Source organism: Rhodanobacter sp. FW101-FHT13A11 (assembly GCF_058790335.1).
On sequence record NZ_JBYTCN010000001.1, the window covers coordinates 40,179 to 60,455 of the forward strand.

The window sequence follows — 20,277 nt, forward strand, 5'->3', positions numbered from 1 at the left end:
CTCAGCCTTCCGTGGTGGACGATGCCGCAGCTTGCGCCGGCTCGCCATCGTCGAACAGATCGAGCAGGGTGGCTTCGATCCACTCCAGGTCCGGGATCATCGCCACGTCGTCGCGCACCAGCACGTGGGCACGCACGCCCGGCGGCAACTGCCTGCCGTCGTGGGTGGGGATGATCAGCTCGGCATTGAGCGTGGTCAGGCGGGGGAAGCCCTGGGTCTGCACCGCGATGAACGGCATCGCCGGGTTGCCGCCGAGCGCCTTCAGCACGGCCACGCGCACGACCAGCTCGGCGTCGCCCTCTTCGGTGCCGGCCAGTTCGGTGAACGACACCAGCGGCACGCGCCAGCCGCGCCAGGCGATCCGGCCGAGCAGCCAGGAGGGGCCGCCGGGTACCGGCTCGGGCCGGCTCTGGGTGATCACCTCGGCGATGGTCGCATTCGGCAACAGCAGGCGCAGGTTGCCGACCGGCACCAGGACGCAGCGGATTTCACGCGGCAGCGGATCACTCATGGGAACACCTCGATCAGGCGCGCCGCCAGTTCGGGCGGCGTACCGGAGAAACTGACCAGCCGTTCGGCGAGGATTCCGCTGACCATGTCGGCAAAATGCTCACCGGACGACGACTCTACCCAGACCTGGCCGCCACGGTCATGGATCGCCTGCGCACCGGCCACGGCGTCGTTGCCGCGCCCGGCGAACACAATCGCCAGCGCATCGCGGCCGAACGCTATGGCGGCCATGGTGAGGCTGGCGTCGATCGACGGCTCCTGCGCGACACCGGCCTGCAACTCGACACCGCCGTCACGACGCAGGCGCACCTGCTGCCCGGCGGGAACGACCAGCACCTCGCCGAAGCCGACGCGGCTGCCCTGGCTGGCCAGCCGCACCGGCAGCGCGCAGTGCGCCGCCAATTTTTCCACCAGACCCGCGTCCGGCCGCCCGCCCAGGTGCTGGGTGTGCAGGAAGGTGAGCCGGGTGGTCGCCGGCAACGCCGACAGGAAACCGCATACCGAATCGACACCGTCGGTCGCGGCACCCAGCAGCACGATCCGGCTCAGCGCGCTGCCGAACTCGTCGAGCACCATCGCGTGGTCGTGCTCGTACACCTGCGGGGCGATCGCCTCCTCCATCGACACCAGCTCGAGGCTCATGGTCGGTTCGAGGTCGGGCGCGACCGTCTCGATATCGGGCGCGAGGAAATCGGCGGCGCTCAATTTCTCGATGCCGAACGCCGCGGCCTGGGGCTTTTCGGCGGCGGGCGCAGCCGCCGGAGGATCGTCGTCCAGCAGCGCCCAGTTGTCCGGCGCGCGCACGGCCGGCGCGGCGGCGGCACGCGCCGGGCCAGCCGGCACGGCGGTTTTCGTGGCGTCCGCCGGATCGGGCAGCGGCGACAACTGCAGGTGGTCGAGCTGGAACGCCGGCGCCGGCGCGCCTGCCGCGGGCTTCGCGGCCGCGACGGGCGTGGGCGCGGCCGGCGCCGGCGCCGGCGCGGGCCGCGACTCGCCGAAATGGCCATCGTGCAGCGGCGGCAGCTCGTCGTCGTCGCGGTAGCGCAGGCCGGGGCCGGTCTCGTCGGCGCCGTCATCCGGCGGCTCGCCGGCGGCCAGCAGGGCCTCCAGTTCCGCCGCCAGGTTCTCCGATTCGGCCGCGGCGACCTGCTCGTGCCGGCCGTCGGGATCGTGGTAGGCCGGGAGGTCGATCCCGGGCTCCGCGACGAAGGAGGCGACGGCCGGTTCCGCCGCCGCTTCGGCGGCCACAACGGCCGCCGGTGTCTCGACGCCGCGGGCATCGCCCGGACGCGGCGGATCGATGTCGCCCATCGCCATCACCTTGACCGCGAGGTGGCGCGCCCAGCGCGCGCGATCCCAGCCGGTCAGCTCGCGGCTGGCCTGGGCGTCATTGAAGACCACCCGCGGCCGGTCGTCGTCGATCACTTCGTACAGGCGGTCGAGCGCGTCGTCGGCGCCATCGTCCAGGTTGACCACCAGCACGTCCGCGCCGACCTGCTGCAGCAACTCCCGGCTGAGGCTGGAGACCCCGCCTTCGTGGACGATCCGGGCGCCGCGCTCGTGCAGCGCGTGGCGCAACTGGCCGCCCAGGTCGGTGTCGTCGAACAGCAGGGCCACCGCCGGAACGGTATCAGTCATGTATCGGCTCCACCGCACGTTGCTCCAGCACCTCGGCGATCTGCGCCAGCAGCTCGGCCTCCTGGTACGGCTTGCCGAGGTAGCGATCCACGCCGATGTCGAACGCCCGCTGGCGATGCTTGTCGCCGCTGCGCGAGGTGATCATGATGATCGGCACGTCGCGCAGCCGCGGGTCGGCCTTCATGTGTGTGGCCAGTTCGTAGCCGTCCATGCGCGGCATCTCGATGTCCAGCAGCATCAGGTCGGGCACGCGCTCGTGCAGCTTCTCCAGCGCGTCGACGCCGTCCTTCGCGGTGCTGACCTCGTACTCGTGGCGCTCCAGCACGCGGCCGGTGACCTTGCGCATGGTGATCGAGTCGTCCACCACCATCACCAGCGGCCGCACCTGTGCCTCCTCGACCTCCGGCGTCTGCACGGCGCTGAGGCCTTCGGCCAGGCGCTGCTCGCGACGGATGATGCCGTGACGGACCAGCGGCGCCAGATCCAGAATGATCAGCACCGAGCCATCGCCCATGATGGTCGCGCCGAGCAGGCCGGGCACCGAGCTGATCTGCGGGCCGACCGACTTGACCACGATCTCGCGCGAACCGAGCACGGCGTCGATGCGGATCGCCGCGCGCAGGTCGCCGGCGCGGGTCAGCAGCAGCGGCTGCTGCTCGTCCTCGGCCGGCAGCCCCGGCGGCAGGCCCAGCAGCTCGGCCAGGTCGTGGATGCCGTAGGCCTCGCTGCCGTAGCGGAACGACGGCTCGTCCTCGGCCATCAGTGCGGCCAGATCGGCCGGATTGACCCGCGCCACGCCCTGTACCGAGGTCATCGGGATCGCGAACGTGGCCTCGCCGATGCGCACCAGGATCGCCTGGGTCACCGCGAGGGTGAACGGCAGGCGCAGCACGAAGGTGGTGCCCTTGCCCTCTTCCGACTCGATCGACAGCGAACCGCCGAGCTGCTTGATCTCGTTCGCCACCACGTCCATGCCGACGCCGCGCCCGGCCAGCTGGGTGACCTGGCTGGCGGTGGAGAAGCCCGGCTGGGCGATCAGCGAGAGCAGCTGGTTGTCGGTCGGCCGGGTCTCCGGGCGCAGCAGGCCGCGCTCGACGCCGCGCTTGCGGATCGCCTCGCGGTTCAGGCCGCGGCCGTCGTCGCTGACGCGCACCACCACCTCGGTGGCCTCGCGCGCCACGGTGATGTGCACCGCGCCCTCGGCCGGCTTGCCCAGCTTGCGGCGTTCGGCAGGAGCTTCGATGCCGTGCGCGATCGCGTTGCGCAGCATGTGCTCGAACGGCGCCTTGATGCGGTCGAGCAGGTTGCGGTCCATTTCGCCGTGGGCACCGTCCACGTAGAGCTGGGCGTGCTTGCCTTCCTCCTGCGCGGCCTGGCGCAGCGTGCGGCGCAGGTTCGGCACCATCGTGTCGAACGGCAGCATGCGCGTGCGCAGCAGGCCGTCCTGCAGCTCGGTGCTGACGCGCGACTGCTGGATCAGCAGCGTCTCGGCCTGGCGGGTCAGTTCGTCCAGCATGTTCTGGATGGACACCAGGTCGGATACCGACTCGGCCAGCGCACGCGAGTACTGCTGCAACTGCGAATAGCGGTCGAGCTCGAGCGGATCGAACGCTGCCATGCCCGCTTCGCGGTGCTCGCGCTGGAAGCGCGCGATGATCTGCGCCTCGGTCTCGATCTCCAGCATGCGCAGCTGGCTGCGCAGGCGCGAGACGGTCTGCTCCAGCTCGACCAGGTTGAAGCGGTAGCCGGCAACCTGCTGCTCCAGTCGCGAACGGTAGATCGCCACTTCGCCGGCATGGTTGACCAGGTTGTCGAGCAGGTCGGCGCGGACGCGGATCTGCTCCTGCGAGGAACGCACCTCCTCTTCCACCTCCGGCATCAGCTCGGGCAGATGATCGGTGCCCTCCGCCGCGACGGCCGCCAGCGACGGCGGCACGGCCGCTGCCGGTGCCGGTGCCGCGGCTGCCGTTGCGGCCACATGCGGCTGGGCGTCGTCGGCCAGCGCCGTTTCGCCGGCCAATGCCAGCAGGCGGTTGATCATGGCCTGCGGGTAATCGGGCGTACGGCCCTGCGACACCTGCTGCACCAAGGCATGCAGCTGATCGAAGCTCGCCTCGAGTGCGGCGATCAGCGGGCCGGTCCCCGACGAGTCACGGATCGGCTTTTCGAGCAGGGTCTCGATCGCGTGGCTGAGGTCACCCACCGGCACCAGGCCGGCGATGCGCGCACCTCCCTTCAGCGTGTGCAGGTCGCGCTGCAACTCGGGCACGTGCACCAGGTTGCTCGGCTCGGCATGCCACTGGGCCAGCACGCCATCGGCGTGGTCGAGGATCTCGCGCGCCTCGTCGATGAACACTTCCAGCAGGTCGGCGTCGATCTGGCCGGACCCCGCCAGGGCATGAACCGGGGCCTGCGTGGCGGCAACTTCGGTAGCGGCCTTGCCCGCCGCGGCGACCCGTTCGGCCTCCGCACGCTCGGCCGCCCGTTTCCCGGCGGCGACCCGCTCGGCTTCCGTACGCTCGGCCGCCTGCTTCTCGGCGGCAGCCCGCTCGGCTTCCGCACGCTCGGCCGCCTGCTTCTCGGCGGCAGCCCGCTCGGCTTCCGCGCGCTCGGCCGCCTGTTTCTCGGCGGCCAGTTTTCCGGCCATGGCCTGCACGGGGTCGAAGGCGCCCAGGGCCGCCATCAATTCCGCCGTCACCTCGTCATGGTGGGCCTGGTCCGGATGGACATCGGACGCCTGCCCGACGGCAGGCGACTCGTCCGCCGGCGCGCTGGTGGCTTCGAGCATGCCAGCCTCGAGCGAGGCGGTCATGACCGCCTCGTCGACGCCGGCATGATCCGCGGCGGTAGCGAGCTCCTCGGGTTCCATCTCGTCGGCCCGCGGCTCGTACACGACGTGCGCGACCTTGGATTCGGGATAGCGGTCGCGCAGGTTGACGATCTGCGCGGTCAGCGGGTCGGCGTTGGGCAACCGCGGCTCGGCGGCGTCGAACTGGCCCATCACGCGGTCGACCACGTCGACCGCCTGGTCGAGCAGGTGCACGCCTTCGGAGGTCAGTGGCAGGTTGGCCGCACGCAAACGCTTGAACAGGCCCTCCAGCGGCGACAGCAATTGCGTGAGCAACGGGATGTCCACCATCGCGATCGCGCCATGCAAGGTGTGCACGGCACGCAGCAGCTCCTCGCCGATCGGCAGCTCGATGTCGCTGCGCTGGACCGCGGCGCGGATGGTCTGCAGGTATTGCGCCACTTCGCTGCGCAGGATCTCCAGCAGCACCGGATCCACCGGCGGCATCACCGGCTCCGCCATGACGGGCTCGACCGGCGCCTGCGCGGCGGCGGTTTCCCGATCGGTCACGCCCGCCACCGGTACCGCTCCCGCGGCCGCCTCGAAGCGCGGCACGCGCCGGCGCACGATGCGGCGGACCGTTTCGGTGGCCCGCGGCGCATGATCCTCCACGCGCGCCGGCTTGCCGGCCGCCAGTTGCTCGGCGGTATGCATGATCGCGCTGAGCGGCGCCACCGGCGCGCCCTCGCCCTTGAGCGCGGCCAGCAGCTGCGGCAATGCGTCGATCGCGTGCTGCACCAGCGCCTGCACGTTCGCGTTCGGCTCGATGGTGTTGTCGAGCACGCGGTTGAGCATGTCCTCCACCTTCCACGCGAACTCGCCCAGCACGCCGGCGCCGACCAGCCGGCCCGAGCCCTTCAGCGTGTGGAACGAGCGGCGGATGCCGACCAGGGACGCGGTCTGCGCCGGATCGACCAACCACGCCTGCTCGGCGGTGCGCAGGTTGTCGATCTCCTCCTGCATTTCCTCCAGGAAGATCTCGCGGATGTCGTCGTCGATGCCTTCGGCGCTGGTGTTGAAGCGGGTGTTCGCGGCCAGTGCGTCGCGCACCGGCACCTGTTCGACGACCTCTTCCTCGATCTCGACCCAGTCGTCCTGGTCGACTGCGGCATGCCCCCCCCACCCGGCCGCCGCGGTCGCCTCGGTCGGTGCCAGGCGCAAGCCGTCCAGGTCGTGGACGGGCCCGGCAGGCGACGCGCTGTCGCCGACGAACAGGTGTCCCAGATCCTGGCCCGGCAGCAGGCTGACGGATTCGGACAGTTCCGGATGCTCCTCGTCATCGATCCGCCGGCTGGCCGGCACGGCCGCTTCGACGGCGGCGGGCGCCACGCGCGCCGACGGCACCGGCCAGTAGCCGAGCAGGCCGAGGCTGTGTTCCGCCACGTCGAGGATGTGCTCCAGGCCGCCGCGGTGCTCGCGCGCAGCCTCGAGGTAGTACTCCAGCGCCGCCAGCGCATCGGCCAGCTGATCCATCTGCGCGCCGCTCGGCACGCGCCGGTCGTCCAGCAGCTCATAATGGATGAAGCGGCCGATGCCCTGCGCCAGCTCGGCCGGCCGCGGCGACGACAGCATGTTCATGGCGCCGGCGACTTCGTCCATTAACGCCGGTGCGCCGGCAAGGCGATCGTGCTCCCAGCCGGATTCGACGAACGCCACGATCGCGTCCTTGACCCGGCCGGTATTGCTGATCGCTTCCTGCATCAGGGTGGTGACCACCCCCAGCGCCTCGCTGCGCGGCAGGCCATGCGCGGCTTCGGAGCTGCCCGACTCATCCTCGGAGCCGAGGCTCTCGATGTGGTCGTCCAGCGACGCCTCGACGTACAGCAGCGCGCCGGCCACGTCGAGCAGGGTCTCCTCGTCGGCCGGGCGCATGCGGTTGGCGATCTCGTCGAGCACCCGGCGCTGTTCGCCGACCACCCGGCGCGGCACCGACAGCGCCAGCATGCCGAGCGTGTCGCCCACGCGTTCGAGCACTTCGCCCTGCGCGGCGAGCTGTGCCGGGTCGCCGTTCTGCTGGCGCAGGAACAGATCCAGCGCCTCCTTGACGCGCAGCAGGTCGTCCTTCAGCGCGCGCGAGACGGAATCGAGCAGTGCGCGGTTGTGCCCGGCCATCGAACCGCGGGCATGTTCCAGCTCGCCGGCGTCGGGCAGCAGGCTGTCCAGCGCATAGGTCGTGCGCAGCAGTTCCATCTGCGGGCTGCGCTGCTTGGCCTGCGCCACGATGTAGAGCAGCTTGCAGGCCACCTCGTCGGCTTCGCCGCCGCGCAGGCTGCCCTCGCCGTGCTCGATCAGCTGGCGGATGTTGCGGTCGACCTTGCCGACCAGCTGGCGTATCTCGCCGGCAAAGCCCTTGAGCTGGCCCTGCTCCAGGCCTTCCAGCACGCCGGAGGCGATCCACCACAGGCGCCGGCCATGCACGTGATGGCAGCGGGCGGTGATCGCCAGCAAGGTCTTGCGCATGTTGGCCAGCTGCACCGCCGCGTTCTGCCCGCGGAACCAGCCCAGCAACTGCTGCTGGAAGCGCAGGCGCAGATCCACCAGCTCGCCGCGATGCGCCTCGGCGTAGGCCTCGCTCATCGCCGCGGGCGCCTGCTCCGGCAGGAACGCGTCGAGGTTGGGGTGGAACATCGCCGACTCGGGCAGCGGCTCCAGCCCGCGACTGGCGCGTAGGTCGTTCAGCAGCGGCAGCAGCACCACCGGCACGTCGCGATGGCCGCCGGACAGGCGCTCTAGATAGTCGGGCAGTTGCATCAGGCCGCGCATCAGCGCGGCATAGGCTTCCTCGCGCTGGGCGACGCGGTCCCCCAGCAGCGCGATGGCCAGCTCCTCCATCTCCGCGGCCACCGTCGCCGCGCCGTACAGTTCGACCATCTGCAAGGTGCCACGCACCTGGTGCAGGTGGTCGGCGCAGGTGCGCATGTAGTCGCGCTTGCCCGGATTGTCGACGTAGGACTCCAGCGCCTCGCGGGCGATCGACAGGGTGTCGTCGAGCTCCGGCTTGACCCACTGCAGGGTGGTGAAATCGATGTGGTCTTGAAGTCTCATGCGCCTCTCTCAGCGGTTGCGCCATGCATGCATCACGCAACCAACGAGACTACTCCCCGTCAAAATGCCCATACCAGCCAGGCCCGTTGTCAGCCCGGCAGCTTGAAGTGCGCCACCGAGCGCCGCAGGTCGCTCGCCAACTGCGCCAGCGTACCGATCGAGTCAGCCGTCTGGCTGGCGCCCTGCGAGGTCTGCGAGGTGATTTCCTGGATCGCGTTCATCGAATGCGAAATGTCGGTCGCCGCCGCGGACTGCTCGCGCGCCGCGGTGGAGATGTTCTGAATCAGCGAGGACAGGTCGTGCGAGACGCGCTCGATGTCGCCCAGCGCGCTGCCGGCGTCCTCCGCCTTGCGTGCGCCGGCGACCACCTCGGCGGTGGTCTGCTCCATCGAGTTCACCGCCTCGTTGGTATCGGACTGAATGGTCTGCACCAGCGCCTCGATGCGCTTGGTGGCGCTGGTGGAGCGTTCCGCCAGCCGCTGCACTTCGTCCGCGACCACCGCGAAACCGCGGCCCGCCTCGCCGGCCGAGGCCGCCTGGATCGCCGCGTTCAACGCCAGGATGTTGGTCTGCTCGGCGATGTCGTTGATCAGTTCCACGATCGAGCCGATCTCCTGCGAGGATTCACCCAGCCGCTTGATGCGCTTGGAGGTCTCCTGGATCTGGTCGCGGATCGAGTCCATGCCGGAGATCGTCTCGCGCACCACCTCGGCGCCGTGCGAGGCGATCTTCACCGAGCGTTCCGCCACGTCGGCCGACTCGGCGGAGTTCTTCGACACGTCGTCCATCGAGCTGGCGATCTGGTTGATCGCCGAGGTCGCGGTGCTGATCTGCTGCGCCTGCTGCTCGGCCGCATTGGCCAGGTGGCGGGCGGTGGTCTGGGTTTCCTGCGCCGAGGACGATACCTGCTCGGAGGTCTCGTTGATGGTGGTCACCAGGGATCGCAGCTCGTCGATGGCGTAGTTCACCGAGTCGGCGATGGCGCCGGTGATGTCCTCCGACACCGTGGTCTTCACGGTCAGGTCGCCTTCCGCCAGCGAACCCATCTCGTCCAGCAGGCGCATGATCGCCTCCTGGTTGCGCTGGTTCAGCTCGGTACTCTGGGCGAACCGGCGACGCTGGTCGCGCACCAGGGTAATGACCAGCAGCAGGGCGAACGCCACCGCGGCGATCGCGCCGAGCAGGCCCCACCACACGTTCGGGAACAGCCGGCGCAGCGGCAGCTTGCCGATCTGCTCGGACAGGTCGTTCGCGCGCAACAGCACGGTCTGCGAATCCAGCGAGGCCTGGTTGCCCGCGCGCTTCACGTCGGCGATGTTGCCGGCGGCGGCGACCAGCCTGGCCACCGGGTCGGCCAGATGGGTCCAGCCGGCATCCATTTCGGTGAGGATCTTGCGCGCGTTCGCGTCGTTGATCGGCCGCACGCCGCTGTCGGGGTTGCCCTCGATCAGGCCCTTCAGCACGCTGCCGTACAGCTGCGCGTCGCGGGACAGGCCGTCAGCCGCCGACTGGGCGTTGTCGCCGCCCTGCAACACTTCCTGCACGCGGCGGATGATGCGGTCGGCGGACAGCATCTGGCGGGACGTACCCAGCATCTGTTCGGCGCTGCCGTTGCGCTGCTGCAGGATGTTGACGACCTGCTCCATGCTCGAGTTGAGCAGCGGCATTTGCTGCGACAGCGTGGCGGCGCGCTGGCCGGAGTCGAGCACGACGGCCTTGTTGGAGAGGATCTTGCCGATGTCGGCGTCGAGCTGCTTCCATGAGGCATCGAGCGCGCTCACGGCGCGGCCGGCCGGCGTGGCGTTGTTGTCCGCATAGGGCTTCATGCTGCCGCTGGGATCGCCCCTGCCCAGTTTCTGCACGGCCGAATCGATCGCGTTGCGGGTGGATTCGAGCTCCTTGAAGGAGTCGGTGTTGCCGTCCGCCGACTCCAGCGCGAACTTCGCCGTCTGCTGCGACAGCACCTGGATCTGCGTGGTCAGCGCGATCGCCTGGCGGTCCTCGCCGTTCTTCTGGTTGAGCATGAAGAAATCCAACGCGGCAAAACCCATCGCTATCAGCAGCAGGACAATGAGTACGGTGTAACCGCGCTCCCGGCTGACGCCCCCTGTAGTGCTCATGTTCACCTCATCCGTCTAACTGATTACGTCACCGGCTCCGCAGAGCGCGCACCGCCAGGGAATGCCCGTCCCGAGATCGCCGGCCCTGCAGGCGCCGGCCCTTCATGCCACTGCGGCAAGCCGCGGCCTCAGGCCGCGGCTTGCCGGAAATCCGGTGCGCGCACCAGCCGGTTCATGCTGAACATCGCCAGCTGCTGCTCGCCCACGCGGCTGTCGACGAAACGGGCAAGCCGCGGATCATCCTCGGGCCCGGCCTCGCGCCGCTGTTCCTCGTCCACGGTGCGCTGGCCGAACACCTCGTCCACCAGCAGCGCCACGCTGCCGCCGCTCTGGCGCACCACCAGCAAGCGGGTACGGTCGGTGTACTGCGTGCGTTCGCCGAACAGGAAGCGGCCGAAGTCGATCACCGGCACCAGGTTGCCGCGCACGTTGGCCACGCCTAGCAGCCACGGCTGCGTCCCCGGCACCGGGGTGAGCACCGGCACCGCGAGCAGTTCGTTGATCTCGTCGATGCCGCTGACCAACAGGCGCGAGCCGACCCGGAAGCCGATCCCGCGCCACAAGCCGGGCGCCTCGAACTTCTCCTGCGTATCCGATGCGTGCGCCAGCGACAGCCGCTCGTACTGCGCCAGGATCTCGAACGGCGTGCGGTTGACGGGCTCGTTCATGTCGCGCTCGGCAGCAATTCGTTGATGCAGGCCAGCAGTTCTTTTTCGTTCACCGGCTTGGTGATGAACGCGCGGGCGCCCTGGCGCAGGCCCCAGACGCGATCGGTTTCCATCGACTTGGTGGTGATCATCACGATCGGCACCGCCGAGGTGGCCGGATCGCGGGTCAGCGTGCGGGTGGCCTGGAAGCCGTTCATGCCTGGCATGATGACGTCCATGATGACCAGTGCCGGAAGGTCGGCGCGCACGCGCTCGATGCCTTCCTCGGCGGAGCTTACGGCGACGACCTGGTGCCCGGCCCGTTCAAGCAGCGTGGTGAACACGCGCACGTCGGTCGGCGAATCGTCGATGATGAGAATATTGGCCACGGGCCCCCCTCAGAATCTGCAGTCAGCGGCTCGATACCGCGCCGACATGGCGATGGATGGCACCCAGCAGTTCGTCACGCGTGAACGGCTTGGTCAGGTACTGTTCGGCGCCCACGATGCGGCCGCGCGCCTTGTCGAACAGGCCGTCCTTCGAACTCAGCATGATCACCGGCGTGGCGCGGAACTGCGGATTGTTCTTGATCAGCGCGCAGGTCTGGTAGCCGTCCAGCCGCGGCATCATGATGTCGACGAAGATGATCGCGGGCTTCTGGTCGGAGATCTTGGCCAATGCCTCGAAGCCGTCGACGGCGGTCAGTACTTCGCAGCCCTCTTTCTTGAGCAGGGTCTCCGCGGTGCGGCGGATGGTCTTGGAGTCATCGATCACCATGACCTTGAGACCAGCCAAGTCATTAGCACTCATGTTCAAATTCACCTACTCCCCCCTGCGGCTCACCCGAGCTCAGGATAGGCACCATGGCATGCAATGGTCATGCCGGACGGTGCGCAGCAAAAAAAGTCGAAACGAACCACCCGAATAAGACCGTGCTGTAGCGGGATATCCAAGGCTTTGCTGTTTACTGCCTGCCCGCCGAGACTGTCAAGCAATAATCACCCCTGCTGCCAGCTGCCCGCACAAGGTGCCCCATATTGGCACCATCCGGCCGCCGGCGACAGCGACGCGGCACGGGATTTCCCGCATCCGCCTTAGTATAGCGGCCTGACGATCCCGACCCGCCTCACGGGTAGCCACCCACGGAGAATCCCGATGACCCTTTCGGTCGGCGTGCTGATGGACCCCATCGGCGCGATCAAGATAGCCAAGGACACCAGCTTCGCGATGCTGCTGGAAGCCCGGCGCCGCGGCCACTCGCTGCATTACTTCGAGCAGGGCGACCTGGCCCTGCGCAATGGCGAGCCCTGGGCGCGGACCGCCCCGCTCGAGGTGCGCGAGGACCCGCAGCGCTGGTTCACGCTGGGCCCGGCGCAATGGCGCGACCTGCGCGAGCTCGACGTGGTGCTGATGCGCAAGGACCCGCCGGTCGACGCCCAGTTCATCTACGACACGATGGTGCTCGAAGCGGCCCAGCGCGGCGGCGTGGCCGTGATCAACGACCCGCGCTCGCTGCGCGACAGCAACGAGAAGCTGTTCTCGCTGGAATTCCCGCAATGCATCGTGCCGACCCTGGTCGCGCGCGATGCGGGCGAACTGCGCCGGTTCGCCGCCGAGCACGGTGAGGTGGTGCTGAAGCCGCTGGACGGCATGGGCGGGCGCGGCATCTTCCGGGCCAGGACCGGCGACGGCAACCTCAATTCGATGCTGGAGACCCTGCTGGGCGGCGATGCCCACGGCGAGGGGCGGCAATTCACCGTTGCGCAGAAATACATCCCGCAGATCAGCGCCGGCGACAAGCGCATCCTGGTGATCGACGGCGAACCGGTGCCGTACGCGCTGGCGCGCATTCCGCAAGGCGACGAATTCCGCGGCAACCTTGCCGCCGGCGGCCGCGGCGTCGGCGTGCCGCTGTCCGAGCGCGACCGCTGGATCGTGGGCCAGGTGGCGCCGGAGCTGCGTCGGCGCGGCCTGCTGTTCGTGGGGCTGGACGTGATCGGCGAGTACCTGACCGAGATCAACGTCACATCCCCGACCTGCGTGCGTGAGCTGGACGCGCAGTTCGGGCTTAACATTGCCGGCCAGCTGTTCGATGTCGTCGAGCGGCACGTCTCCGGAAACCGCAACGCGTGAGCGCCACCGCAACCGTCAACGTCGACTCGCCGCCCGATCCGATCGGCGCCACCCTGCTGTTCTCGCTGCTGCTGCACGGCGTGCTGCTGCTGGGCATCACGTTCCACTTCGTGAAGCCCACGCCCAGCCTGCCCACGCTGGACGTGACCCTGGTCAACGTGGCCAACCAGCAGGCGCCGGACAAGGCGGATTTCCTGGCCCAGGCCAACAACACCGGCGGCGGCCGCAGCGACCGCGCCGCACGGCCGTCGGAGCCGTTCTCCGGCGCCATCCCGAAGCCCGACCCCGGCATCGCGGCACAACCCGTCGAGGCCACCACGCCGCGGCCGCGCGAGGCCACCCCGACACGCATGGTCACCACCAGCGGCGCCACCGATTTCCGCGTGACCAGCGATACCGCGCAAACCGAGGTCGATCCGCACGAGCAGACCCCGACCGCCGCCGAACTGAGGCGCCAGCAGGCGATCGCCCAGCTGGCCGCCGAGCTGAGCAGGAAGAAGGTGGACTACGCCAAGCGGCCGAAGGTGAAGTACCTCACCGCCAGCACCCGCGAATACGCCTATGCCGCCTACATGCGCGGCTGGTCCGACCGGGTCGAGCGGGTCGGCAACCTCAATTACCCGGAAGAAGCCCGCCGCCGTGGCCTGCATGGCGACGTGCTGCTCACCGTGGTGCTCAACCTCGACGGCAGCATCAAGAACATCGAGGTGATCCAGAGTTCCGGGCAGAAGGTGCTGGACGCCGCCGCCGAGCGCATCGTGCGCCTGGCCGCCCCGTTCCCGCCCGCGCCACGGAGCAACGAGCGCATCGACGAACTCAACATCACCCGTACCTGGCGCTTCCAGCCGAACAACGTGCTGCAGACTCGCTGAACGGCCGTCCCGGCCTTCAGCGCGCGCCGCGCCGTGCGCTTACAATGCGCGCATGACCGCCGTGCAGTCCTCGACCCTCACCGGGCACTTCCTGATCGCCATGCCGGGCCTGGCCGATCCGCCGTTCTCCCGCGGCGTGGCGCTGTTGTGCCAGCACGACGAGGGCGGCGCGGTGGGCCTGCTGGTGAACCAGCTCTCCGAATACCGTTTCGGCGACGTGCTGGCGCAGATGAAACTCGAGTGCGCGGACAGCGAGCTGGCCGACGCGCCGGTGCTGATCGGCGGACCGGTGCAGCAGGAGCGCGGCTTCGTGCTGCACCGCGAGCCCGGCGACTGGGATTCCAGCTACCGCGTCAACGCCGAATGGTCGGTCACCACCTCGCGCGACATCCTCGTCGCGATGGCCGCCGGCGAAGGCCCACGCCAGGCCATCATGGTGCTCGGCTACGCCGGCTGGGACGCCGGCCAGCTGGAACAGGAACTGATGGCGAACGCCTGGCTCACCGCCGAGGCGTGCGGCCGCGTGGTGTTCGACACCCCGCTGGAGGAACGCTGGAGCGCCGCCGCCGGACTGGTCGGGGTGGACCCGCGCCAGCTGTCCGGCTACGCGGGCCACGCATGAGCTGCGTGTTCGGCTTCGACGTGGGCAGCCGGCTCACCGGCGTGGCCATCGGCAATACCTTCACGGCCAGCGCCCGCGCGCTGGCCGCGCTGGCGGTGCATGACGGCGAACCGGACTGGAACCGGCTCGACGCGCTCAACCGGGAATGGCGGCCCGACACCCTGGTGGTCGGCCTGCCGCTGACCCTGGACGGCGCCGAGCAGGCCGCCAGCCGCCGTGCCCGCCGGTTCGCCGCCACCTTGCAGCAGCGCTACGGCCTGCCCGTGGTGCTCGTCGACGAGCGCCACAGCTCGCAGGAAGCCGCGCGGCGCTTCGCCGCTGCCCGCGCTGTCGGCCTCAGGCGCCGCCGCGATGCGGCCGGCATCGACGCCGAGGCGGCGGCGGTCATCCTGGAGCGCTGGCTCGCCGGCGCCGAAACGCCACCGGCCGAAAGCCCCGGCCACTGAACGGACATTCCCCTTTCCACCTCCAGACCCTGCCGCCATGAGCCCTCGCCTGCGCCACCTGACCACCCTGGAAAACCTGCCGCGCGAGACGATCGAGCGCCTGCTCGACCGCGCCGAATCCCTGCGCGACGCCTGCGCGCACGGCACGCGCAAGCTCGACGTGCTGGCCGGACGCACCGTGCTGAACCTGTTCTTCGAACCGTCCACGCGCACGCGCACCTCGTTCGAACTGGCCGCGCGGCGACTGGGCGCCGACGTGGTCAACTTCGACATCGGGCTGTCCTCCACCAGCAAGGGCGAGGAGCTGTTCGACACCCTGCACACGCTGGAGGCGATGCACCTCGACGCGATCGTGGTGCGCCACAAGCACTCGGGCACTCCGGAAGAGCTGGTGCGCCACGCCATGAGCGGGGTTTCGGTGATCAACGCCGGCGACGGCAACCGCGCACACCCCACCCAGGGCCTGCTGGATGCGCTGACGATCCGCCAGCACCGGCCGGACTTCGGCAACCTCACCGTGGTCATCTGCGGCGACATCAAGCATTCGCGGGTGGCCCGCTCGGACATCCACGCCTTCACCGCGCTGGGCGTGAAGGAGATCCGCCTGTGCGGCCCGGCCGAACTGATGCCGGCGGCGGACGACATGCCGCTCGGCCGCCGCTACGACGACTTCGACCAGGCCATCGACGGCGCCGACGCGGTGATCATGCTGCGCCTGCAGAAGGAGCGCATGGCCAGCATCGAACTACCGGACGAGGCGGCCTATTTCGCCCATTACGGGCTGGACCGGCGGCGCCTGGCACTGGCCGCCCCGGGTTGCCTGGTGATGCATCCGGGGCCGATCAACCGTGGCATCGAGATCGCCTCCGAAGTGGCCGACGGCGCGCAGTCGCGCATCCTCGAACAGGTCGGCAACGGCGTGTTCGTGCGCATGGCGGTGCTGAACGAAGTGCTGGCCCGCTGAGCCGCCTCCGCGCGACGCAAGCGGGCATAATGGCGAGTGCGGCACCCACCACCTCTCTGGGGATCAACATGCGATCGATGACGCGATACATCGCGCTGGGTCTGGCCGGCGCCATGCTGGCCGCCTGCGGGCACAAGGACAAGGATGCGCCGCTGGCTTTCGTGCCGGCGGACACGCCGTACGTGGTGGCCAATCTGGAGGTGCTCGACGACGGCACCCGCACCGCGCTGCTCGCCCAGGCGGACGCGCAGCTGCCATCGCAGCTGGCCCAGCTCGAGGCGACCGCCGACCGGCTGGCGGTGAAGGACCCCGACGGCGCCCGGCTGTTGCGCGCGCTGCGCGCCGAGTTCGACGGCAAGACGGTCGAGGGCTTCGCCCGGGGCGCCGGCCTGAACCTCAAGGGCTACTCCGCGCTGTACGGCCTGGGCCTGGCGCCGGTGCTGCGCTTCGAGCTGAGCGACCCGGCCGCCTTCGACGGCTTCGTCGGCCGGCTGGAAACCGCCTACGGCAGGAAGCTCGACGTCGCCAAGGTGGGCCAGCAGGGCTACCGCAAATACGCGTTCCCGGCCTCGGGCACCGAAATGGTCCTCGCCACGGTCGGCAAGCAGGCCGTGGCCGCCTTGCTGCCCGCCGATGCCTCGGCGACCCTGCTGCGCCAGGCGCTGGGCCTGGACCGGCCGCAGAAAAACCTGCAGGACGACGGCCGCCTGGCCGCGTTGGCCAAGGCCAAGGGCTATCAGAAATGGCTGGTCGGCGAGCTGGACCTGGCCCGCGCGCTGCCGCTGGCGATCAGCGGCAAGGATGCATTGATCGGCGCGATCCAGAAGGCCCATGCCGAAGCTATCGCGGCCAAGACCGGCGAGCCGGTCGCCACACAGCTGCAGACCTCGCCCAGTTGCACCACCGACGCCGCGCGCATCGCCGCCCGCGTTCCGGCGATGAGCTTCGGCTACACCCGGCTCGACGCCAAGCATCAGGACGTGCGCTTCGACGTGGCGCTGGCCGACGACATCGGCAAAGCGTTCGCCGGCCTCAAGGTGGAACTGCCCGGCCTGGGCCGCGCCGGCACGGCGCCGTTCGACCTGAGCCTCGCCCTGCCGGTCGCCAGCCTGCGCACGTTCTGGATGGCCCAGGCCGATGCGGTGGCCGCCAAGCCGTTCAGCTGCCCCTCGCTGACCGACCTCAACGACAGCTTCGCCAAGCTCGGCCCGGTCATGCAGAAGGCGGCGATCCCGCCGTTCGGCGACATGCTCGGCCTGCGCGTCGCGCTGGATTCGCTGGTGCCGCCGGCCAAGGATTCCAGCCTGCCCACGTTCAGCGGGCGCCTCGTGCTGGGCACCAACAACCCCGACGGCCTGTTCGCGATGGGCCAGATGATGGTGCCTGCGCTGGCCCAGCTGAAGCCGGGCCACGACGGCAAGCCGCTGCCGCTGCCGAAAGACATGGTCGGCATACTGGGCCAGCCCGCCTGGATCGCCATGAGCGCCAAGGCGCTCGCTCTCGGTGTCGGCACCGGCGAGGATGCACACCTCGGCGACACGCTGAAGGATCCGGCCGGCGACGCCGGACAGGTCGGCCGCATGCACATCAGCGGCGCGATGTACCTGAGCTGGCTGCAGCTGATGGAAGAAAAGATCGACAACCTGGCCGCCGTCACCGCGACGCTGGGCAAGAACGACCAGCCCTCGGTCGACGACACCGACGATGCCGCCAGTGCCGCCGCGGAGCTGAAGCGCTCCAAGGCACAGTTCGCCGCGATGAAGTTCCAGGCCGAACGCGTCGACCGCATCGACGCGGAGATGCACGTGGACAGCAGCGGCATGGTGATCACCAGCCAGACCGCACTGAAGTAGACGCCAGCCAGCGATCGACGGGACGCCGGGACATTGCAACGTCCCGGTTTTTTTCATGCATCGCGCCCGGCATCGAACGCGGTCCCTGCACCGCCGTGACCCTTCTCCGCCTCGGCAATCCCCCTGAACCCGCTCCGCTGGACCGAGGAAGGGCGCCGAGGCCCGCAGGCGTTAGCCAAAGCTAGGGATGTCCTGATCTATCCAGCGCAGGCGTTACCGGCCCGGTCTGTCCGCAGATTCGTGGTGCGCTGACGAAGGCAGGCGTCCGCCTGTCGCGGAGGCGCACCGCGGAGATGCGGACAGACAGGGCCGGCCCCATAGCTTGAAACACAATGATGGGGTGATATCCAGAAGGCCCGCAGCCGGCAGCGCGCGGCTTGCCAAGGCGGCCAGCCCTGCCTGCGCCACGCACTGCCGGCTGCGAGCCTCCTGGATATCATGCCGCCTGCGCTGGATAGATCAGGACATCCCTAGTGCGCAAAGGCCAGCGATGCCGTCGTGCCGGTGCCTCCGCCCGAAGTCAGTTCAAGCGTCCAGCCCAGGTGCTCACATAAACGTCCTATGAGTTCCAAACCGATGCCATCGCGGCCCAGTCCACTCTCCCGTGCATGCCGTGAATAGACGCGGGAGATTTCTTCCGCCGTCATTCCGTGCCCGGGGTCGGAAATAACGACCTCGGCCGGCAGCTCCAGGCTGACCCGAATCGTGCCGGCATCGCTGTTCTCGATCGCGTTGCGAATCAAGTTTCCGATGGCTGCCCGTACGATCTGCGGCGGCGCCTCGATCCAAGCGCTCGGCAACGTTCCTATTTCAAACGCCAAAGCCTTGCCGCTCATCAGGGGGCGGTGGTCGTTCACTATCTCTGGAACCAATGCAGCCAGGTCCGTCATTTCGGAATGTTTCAGCAATCGCACAGGGTCCTTCGCCAGGACCAGGACCAGGGCCAGCAGTTCGTCCATGCCTTCGGCCGTGTGGCGGATGCGCTGCAGGTAACGCTGTGTCATTTCGGAGATGTCATGGTGCGAGAGAGCGAGTTCGGTCGAACTGCGGATTACCGCTACTGGCGTACGCAGTTCATGGCTGGCCATGTTCAAGAACGTTCTTTCGCGTTCCACGGTCTGGTCTATCCGTCCGAGGTAGCCATTGAATGCCCTCATCACCACACCGATCTCGGCGGATTCGCCCGCGGCCATGACCAGCCTCTGGCCGGATATCGCCGGCTGCAGGTCGACGATGCGGCGAGCCAGATCGCTCAATGGCTTTGTCAGTCGTCCAACACCAATGGCTGTGGCAAAGGTCAAGAGCGCGACCATGGCCGCGGCTGAGCCAATGACAAGCGCATTCAGCCCCGATTTGCTGGACCCCATGCCCGATATGTTCAGCGCGAGGATCGCATGGTCTCCTCCGACCGAACGCACCAGGACGACGTACTCCTTGCTGCCGACGACGACCTCATCATGCACCCCGACATCGAGCGAACGGAATTCGATGGGCGGTTCCTGCCCCACCAGCGTGCCGTAGAGCGTCAAGGTCTCGGAGTCGTTCCACCGGTAGTTGGGGTCGAGCGAGTGGCGCCCCAGGAAATGGTCCATCTCCGTATTGAGCAGGGATTCCCAGACCAATGCCCCGGCCCGCTTATTGACGAGGTAACCGTGCGCCAACAGCGCCAAGGTCAGGAACAGGCTGTAGATGACGATGCCGCTGACCATCCGCTGCTTGAGGCTGGTCTCAGTGGCCACCGATGGCCTCCGAAGCAATGATCCGGTAGCCAACTTTCGGCACCGTTTGGATCAGCTTGCTTTCGTGGGGCCCGTCGATGGCCTTTCGCAAGTCATAGACATGCGAGCGCAACAAGTCGGTGTCCGGCGGGTTGTCGCCCCATAGCGCGGACTCCAGGGTGCTGCGGGCGACGACCAAGGGACTGGCTGTCATCAACAACGCCAGTATCTTCTTGCAGCTGGCGTTGAGTTGAAGTACCGCTCCATTCCGATCTATCTCCTGCGTTGATGTATTGAAGCTCAGGTCACCGATTCGCAATGTCTTGCAGGCAACACGGCCCTGGGACCGCGCAATCAAGGCCTCCACTCGTGCAGCGAGTTCGTCGAAGGCAAAGGGCTTGGTGAGGTAGTCGTCCACGCCGGCACCAAAACCGGCCAGTTTGTCGGGCAGTTCGTCGCGCACGGTGAGCATCAGGATCGGGAGGTCCGACCCCGACGCACGCAGCCGCCTGGCGACTTCCTTGCCCTCCAGGCGCGGAAGCATCCAGTCCAGGACCATCGCGTCGTAGTTACCCGTTTGCGCCAATTGCAGGCCGACAACGCCATCGGGCGCTGCGTCGAGCGTGTAGCCGCGCTGCTCGAAGAACGCGAACAGGTTCGAGACCAGGCTGTGGTTGTCTTCGACGACCAATAACCGACTGAGCATGGGGCATCCAAAGGCGAGGGCCGGGAAGCGGGCCGGAATATCGGGCCAAACAAGAGCGCGCGCGGGGCGCCGGGGACCCGCCAACGGCCCATCCGACAAAAATCCGACATCACGGCGCGCATCTTAATACGAATCATTCTTGTCCGCATCCTTGA

At 68.6% G+C, this 20,277-nt stretch carries 15 protein-coding genes; 6 read left to right on the forward strand and 9 right to left on the reverse strand.

Going from position 1 to position 20,277, the window contains the following annotated elements:
• Nucleotide 1: 1 nt before the first annotated feature.
• The 7 genes from AC3WRN_RS00210 to pilG form a co-directional block, all read right to left on the reverse strand.
• Nucleotides 2-511 (reverse strand): chemotaxis protein CheW, encoded by a 510-nt coding sequence (locus tag AC3WRN_RS00210; RefSeq protein WP_492621403.1) that lies wholly within the window; start codon nt 509-511, stop codon nt 2-4.
• A complete protein-coding gene (locus tag AC3WRN_RS00215) occupies nt 508-2,148 on the reverse strand; it encodes a chemotaxis protein CheB (protein ID WP_492621404.1) in 1,641 nt (546 codons plus the stop codon). Before AC3WRN_RS00215 ends, AC3WRN_RS00210 begins: the two co-directional genes overlap by 4 nt.
• On the reverse strand, nt 2,141-8,041 hold the full coding sequence (locus tag AC3WRN_RS00220; protein WP_492621405.1) for an Hpt domain-containing protein: 5,901 nt from the start codon (nt 8,039-8,041) through the stop codon (nt 2,141-2,143). Before AC3WRN_RS00220 ends, AC3WRN_RS00215 begins: the two co-directional genes overlap by 8 nt.
• An 89-nt stretch (nt 8,042-8,130) precedes the next feature.
• On the reverse strand, nt 8,131-10,161 hold the full coding sequence (locus tag AC3WRN_RS00225) for a methyl-accepting chemotaxis protein (RefSeq protein WP_068093331.1): 2,031 nt from the start codon (nt 10,159-10,161) through the stop codon (nt 8,131-8,133).
• A 128-nt stretch (nt 10,162-10,289) separates the two neighbouring features.
• A complete protein-coding gene (locus AC3WRN_RS00230) occupies nt 10,290-10,829 on the reverse strand; it encodes a chemotaxis protein CheW (protein WP_492621406.1) in 540 nt (179 codons plus the stop codon).
• The gene (locus AC3WRN_RS00235; RefSeq protein WP_068093326.1) at nt 10,826-11,197 is read right to left on the reverse strand and encodes a response regulator; all 372 of its coding nucleotides are present in this window, start codon (nt 11,195-11,197) and stop codon (nt 10,826-10,828) included. Before AC3WRN_RS00235 ends, AC3WRN_RS00230 begins: the two co-directional genes overlap by 4 nt.
• 22 nt (nt 11,198-11,219) lie before the next feature.
• The gene (gene pilG / locus AC3WRN_RS00240; protein WP_068093322.1) at nt 11,220-11,618 is read right to left on the reverse strand and encodes a twitching motility response regulator PilG; all 399 of its coding nucleotides are present in this window, start codon (nt 11,616-11,618) and stop codon (nt 11,220-11,222) included.
• 345 nt (nt 11,619-11,963) lie between these two features.
• On the opposite strand from pilG, the gene gshB reads away from it, so the two are divergent.
• The 6 genes from gshB (at nt 11,964) to AC3WRN_RS00270 (ending at nt 17,698) form a co-directional block, all read left to right on the forward strand.
• Nucleotides 11,964-12,941, forward strand: coding sequence for a glutathione synthase (gene gshB, locus AC3WRN_RS00245; protein ID WP_492621407.1), 978 nt, complete (start codon nt 11,964-11,966; stop codon nt 12,939-12,941).
• Nucleotides 12,938-13,813: an energy transducer TonB gene (locus AC3WRN_RS00250; protein WP_492621408.1), complete on the forward strand. Its 876-nt coding sequence runs from the start codon at nt 12,938-12,940 to the stop codon at nt 13,811-13,813. Before gshB ends, AC3WRN_RS00250 begins: the two co-directional genes overlap by 4 nt.
• Nucleotides 13,814-13,865: 52 nt before the next feature.
• On the forward strand, nt 13,866-14,435 hold the full coding sequence (locus AC3WRN_RS00255; protein WP_068093316.1) for a YqgE/AlgH family protein: 570 nt from the start codon (nt 13,866-13,868) through the stop codon (nt 14,433-14,435).
• Complete coding sequence (ruvX, locus tag AC3WRN_RS00260; protein ID WP_492621409.1) at nt 14,432-14,881, forward strand: Holliday junction resolvase RuvX; 450 nt, start codon at nt 14,432-14,434, stop codon at nt 14,879-14,881. Before AC3WRN_RS00255 ends, ruvX begins: the two co-directional genes overlap by 4 nt.
• 37 nt (nt 14,882-14,918) lie before the next feature.
• Nucleotides 14,919-15,845 (forward strand): aspartate carbamoyltransferase catalytic subunit, encoded by a 927-nt coding sequence (locus AC3WRN_RS00265; RefSeq protein ID WP_068093309.1) that lies wholly within the window; start codon nt 14,919-14,921, stop codon nt 15,843-15,845.
• 68 nt (nt 15,846-15,913) lie between these two features.
• Nucleotides 15,914-17,698, forward strand: a complete 1,785-nt coding sequence (locus AC3WRN_RS00270) for a hypothetical protein (protein WP_492621410.1) — start codon at nt 15,914-15,916, stop codon at nt 17,696-17,698.
• A gap of 470 nt (nt 17,699-18,168) precedes the next feature.
• Here the strand turns inward: AC3WRN_RS00270 and AC3WRN_RS00275 are convergent, their stop codons facing one another.
• Nucleotides 18,169-19,437, reverse strand: a complete 1,269-nt coding sequence (locus tag AC3WRN_RS00275; protein WP_492621411.1) for a sensor histidine kinase — start codon at nt 19,435-19,437, stop codon at nt 18,169-18,171.
• Nucleotides 19,427-20,122 (reverse strand): response regulator transcription factor, encoded by a 696-nt coding sequence (locus AC3WRN_RS00280; protein WP_492621412.1) that lies wholly within the window; start codon nt 20,120-20,122, stop codon nt 19,427-19,429. Before AC3WRN_RS00280 ends, AC3WRN_RS00275 begins: the two co-directional genes overlap by 11 nt.
• Nucleotides 20,123-20,277: the final 155 nt, after the last annotated feature.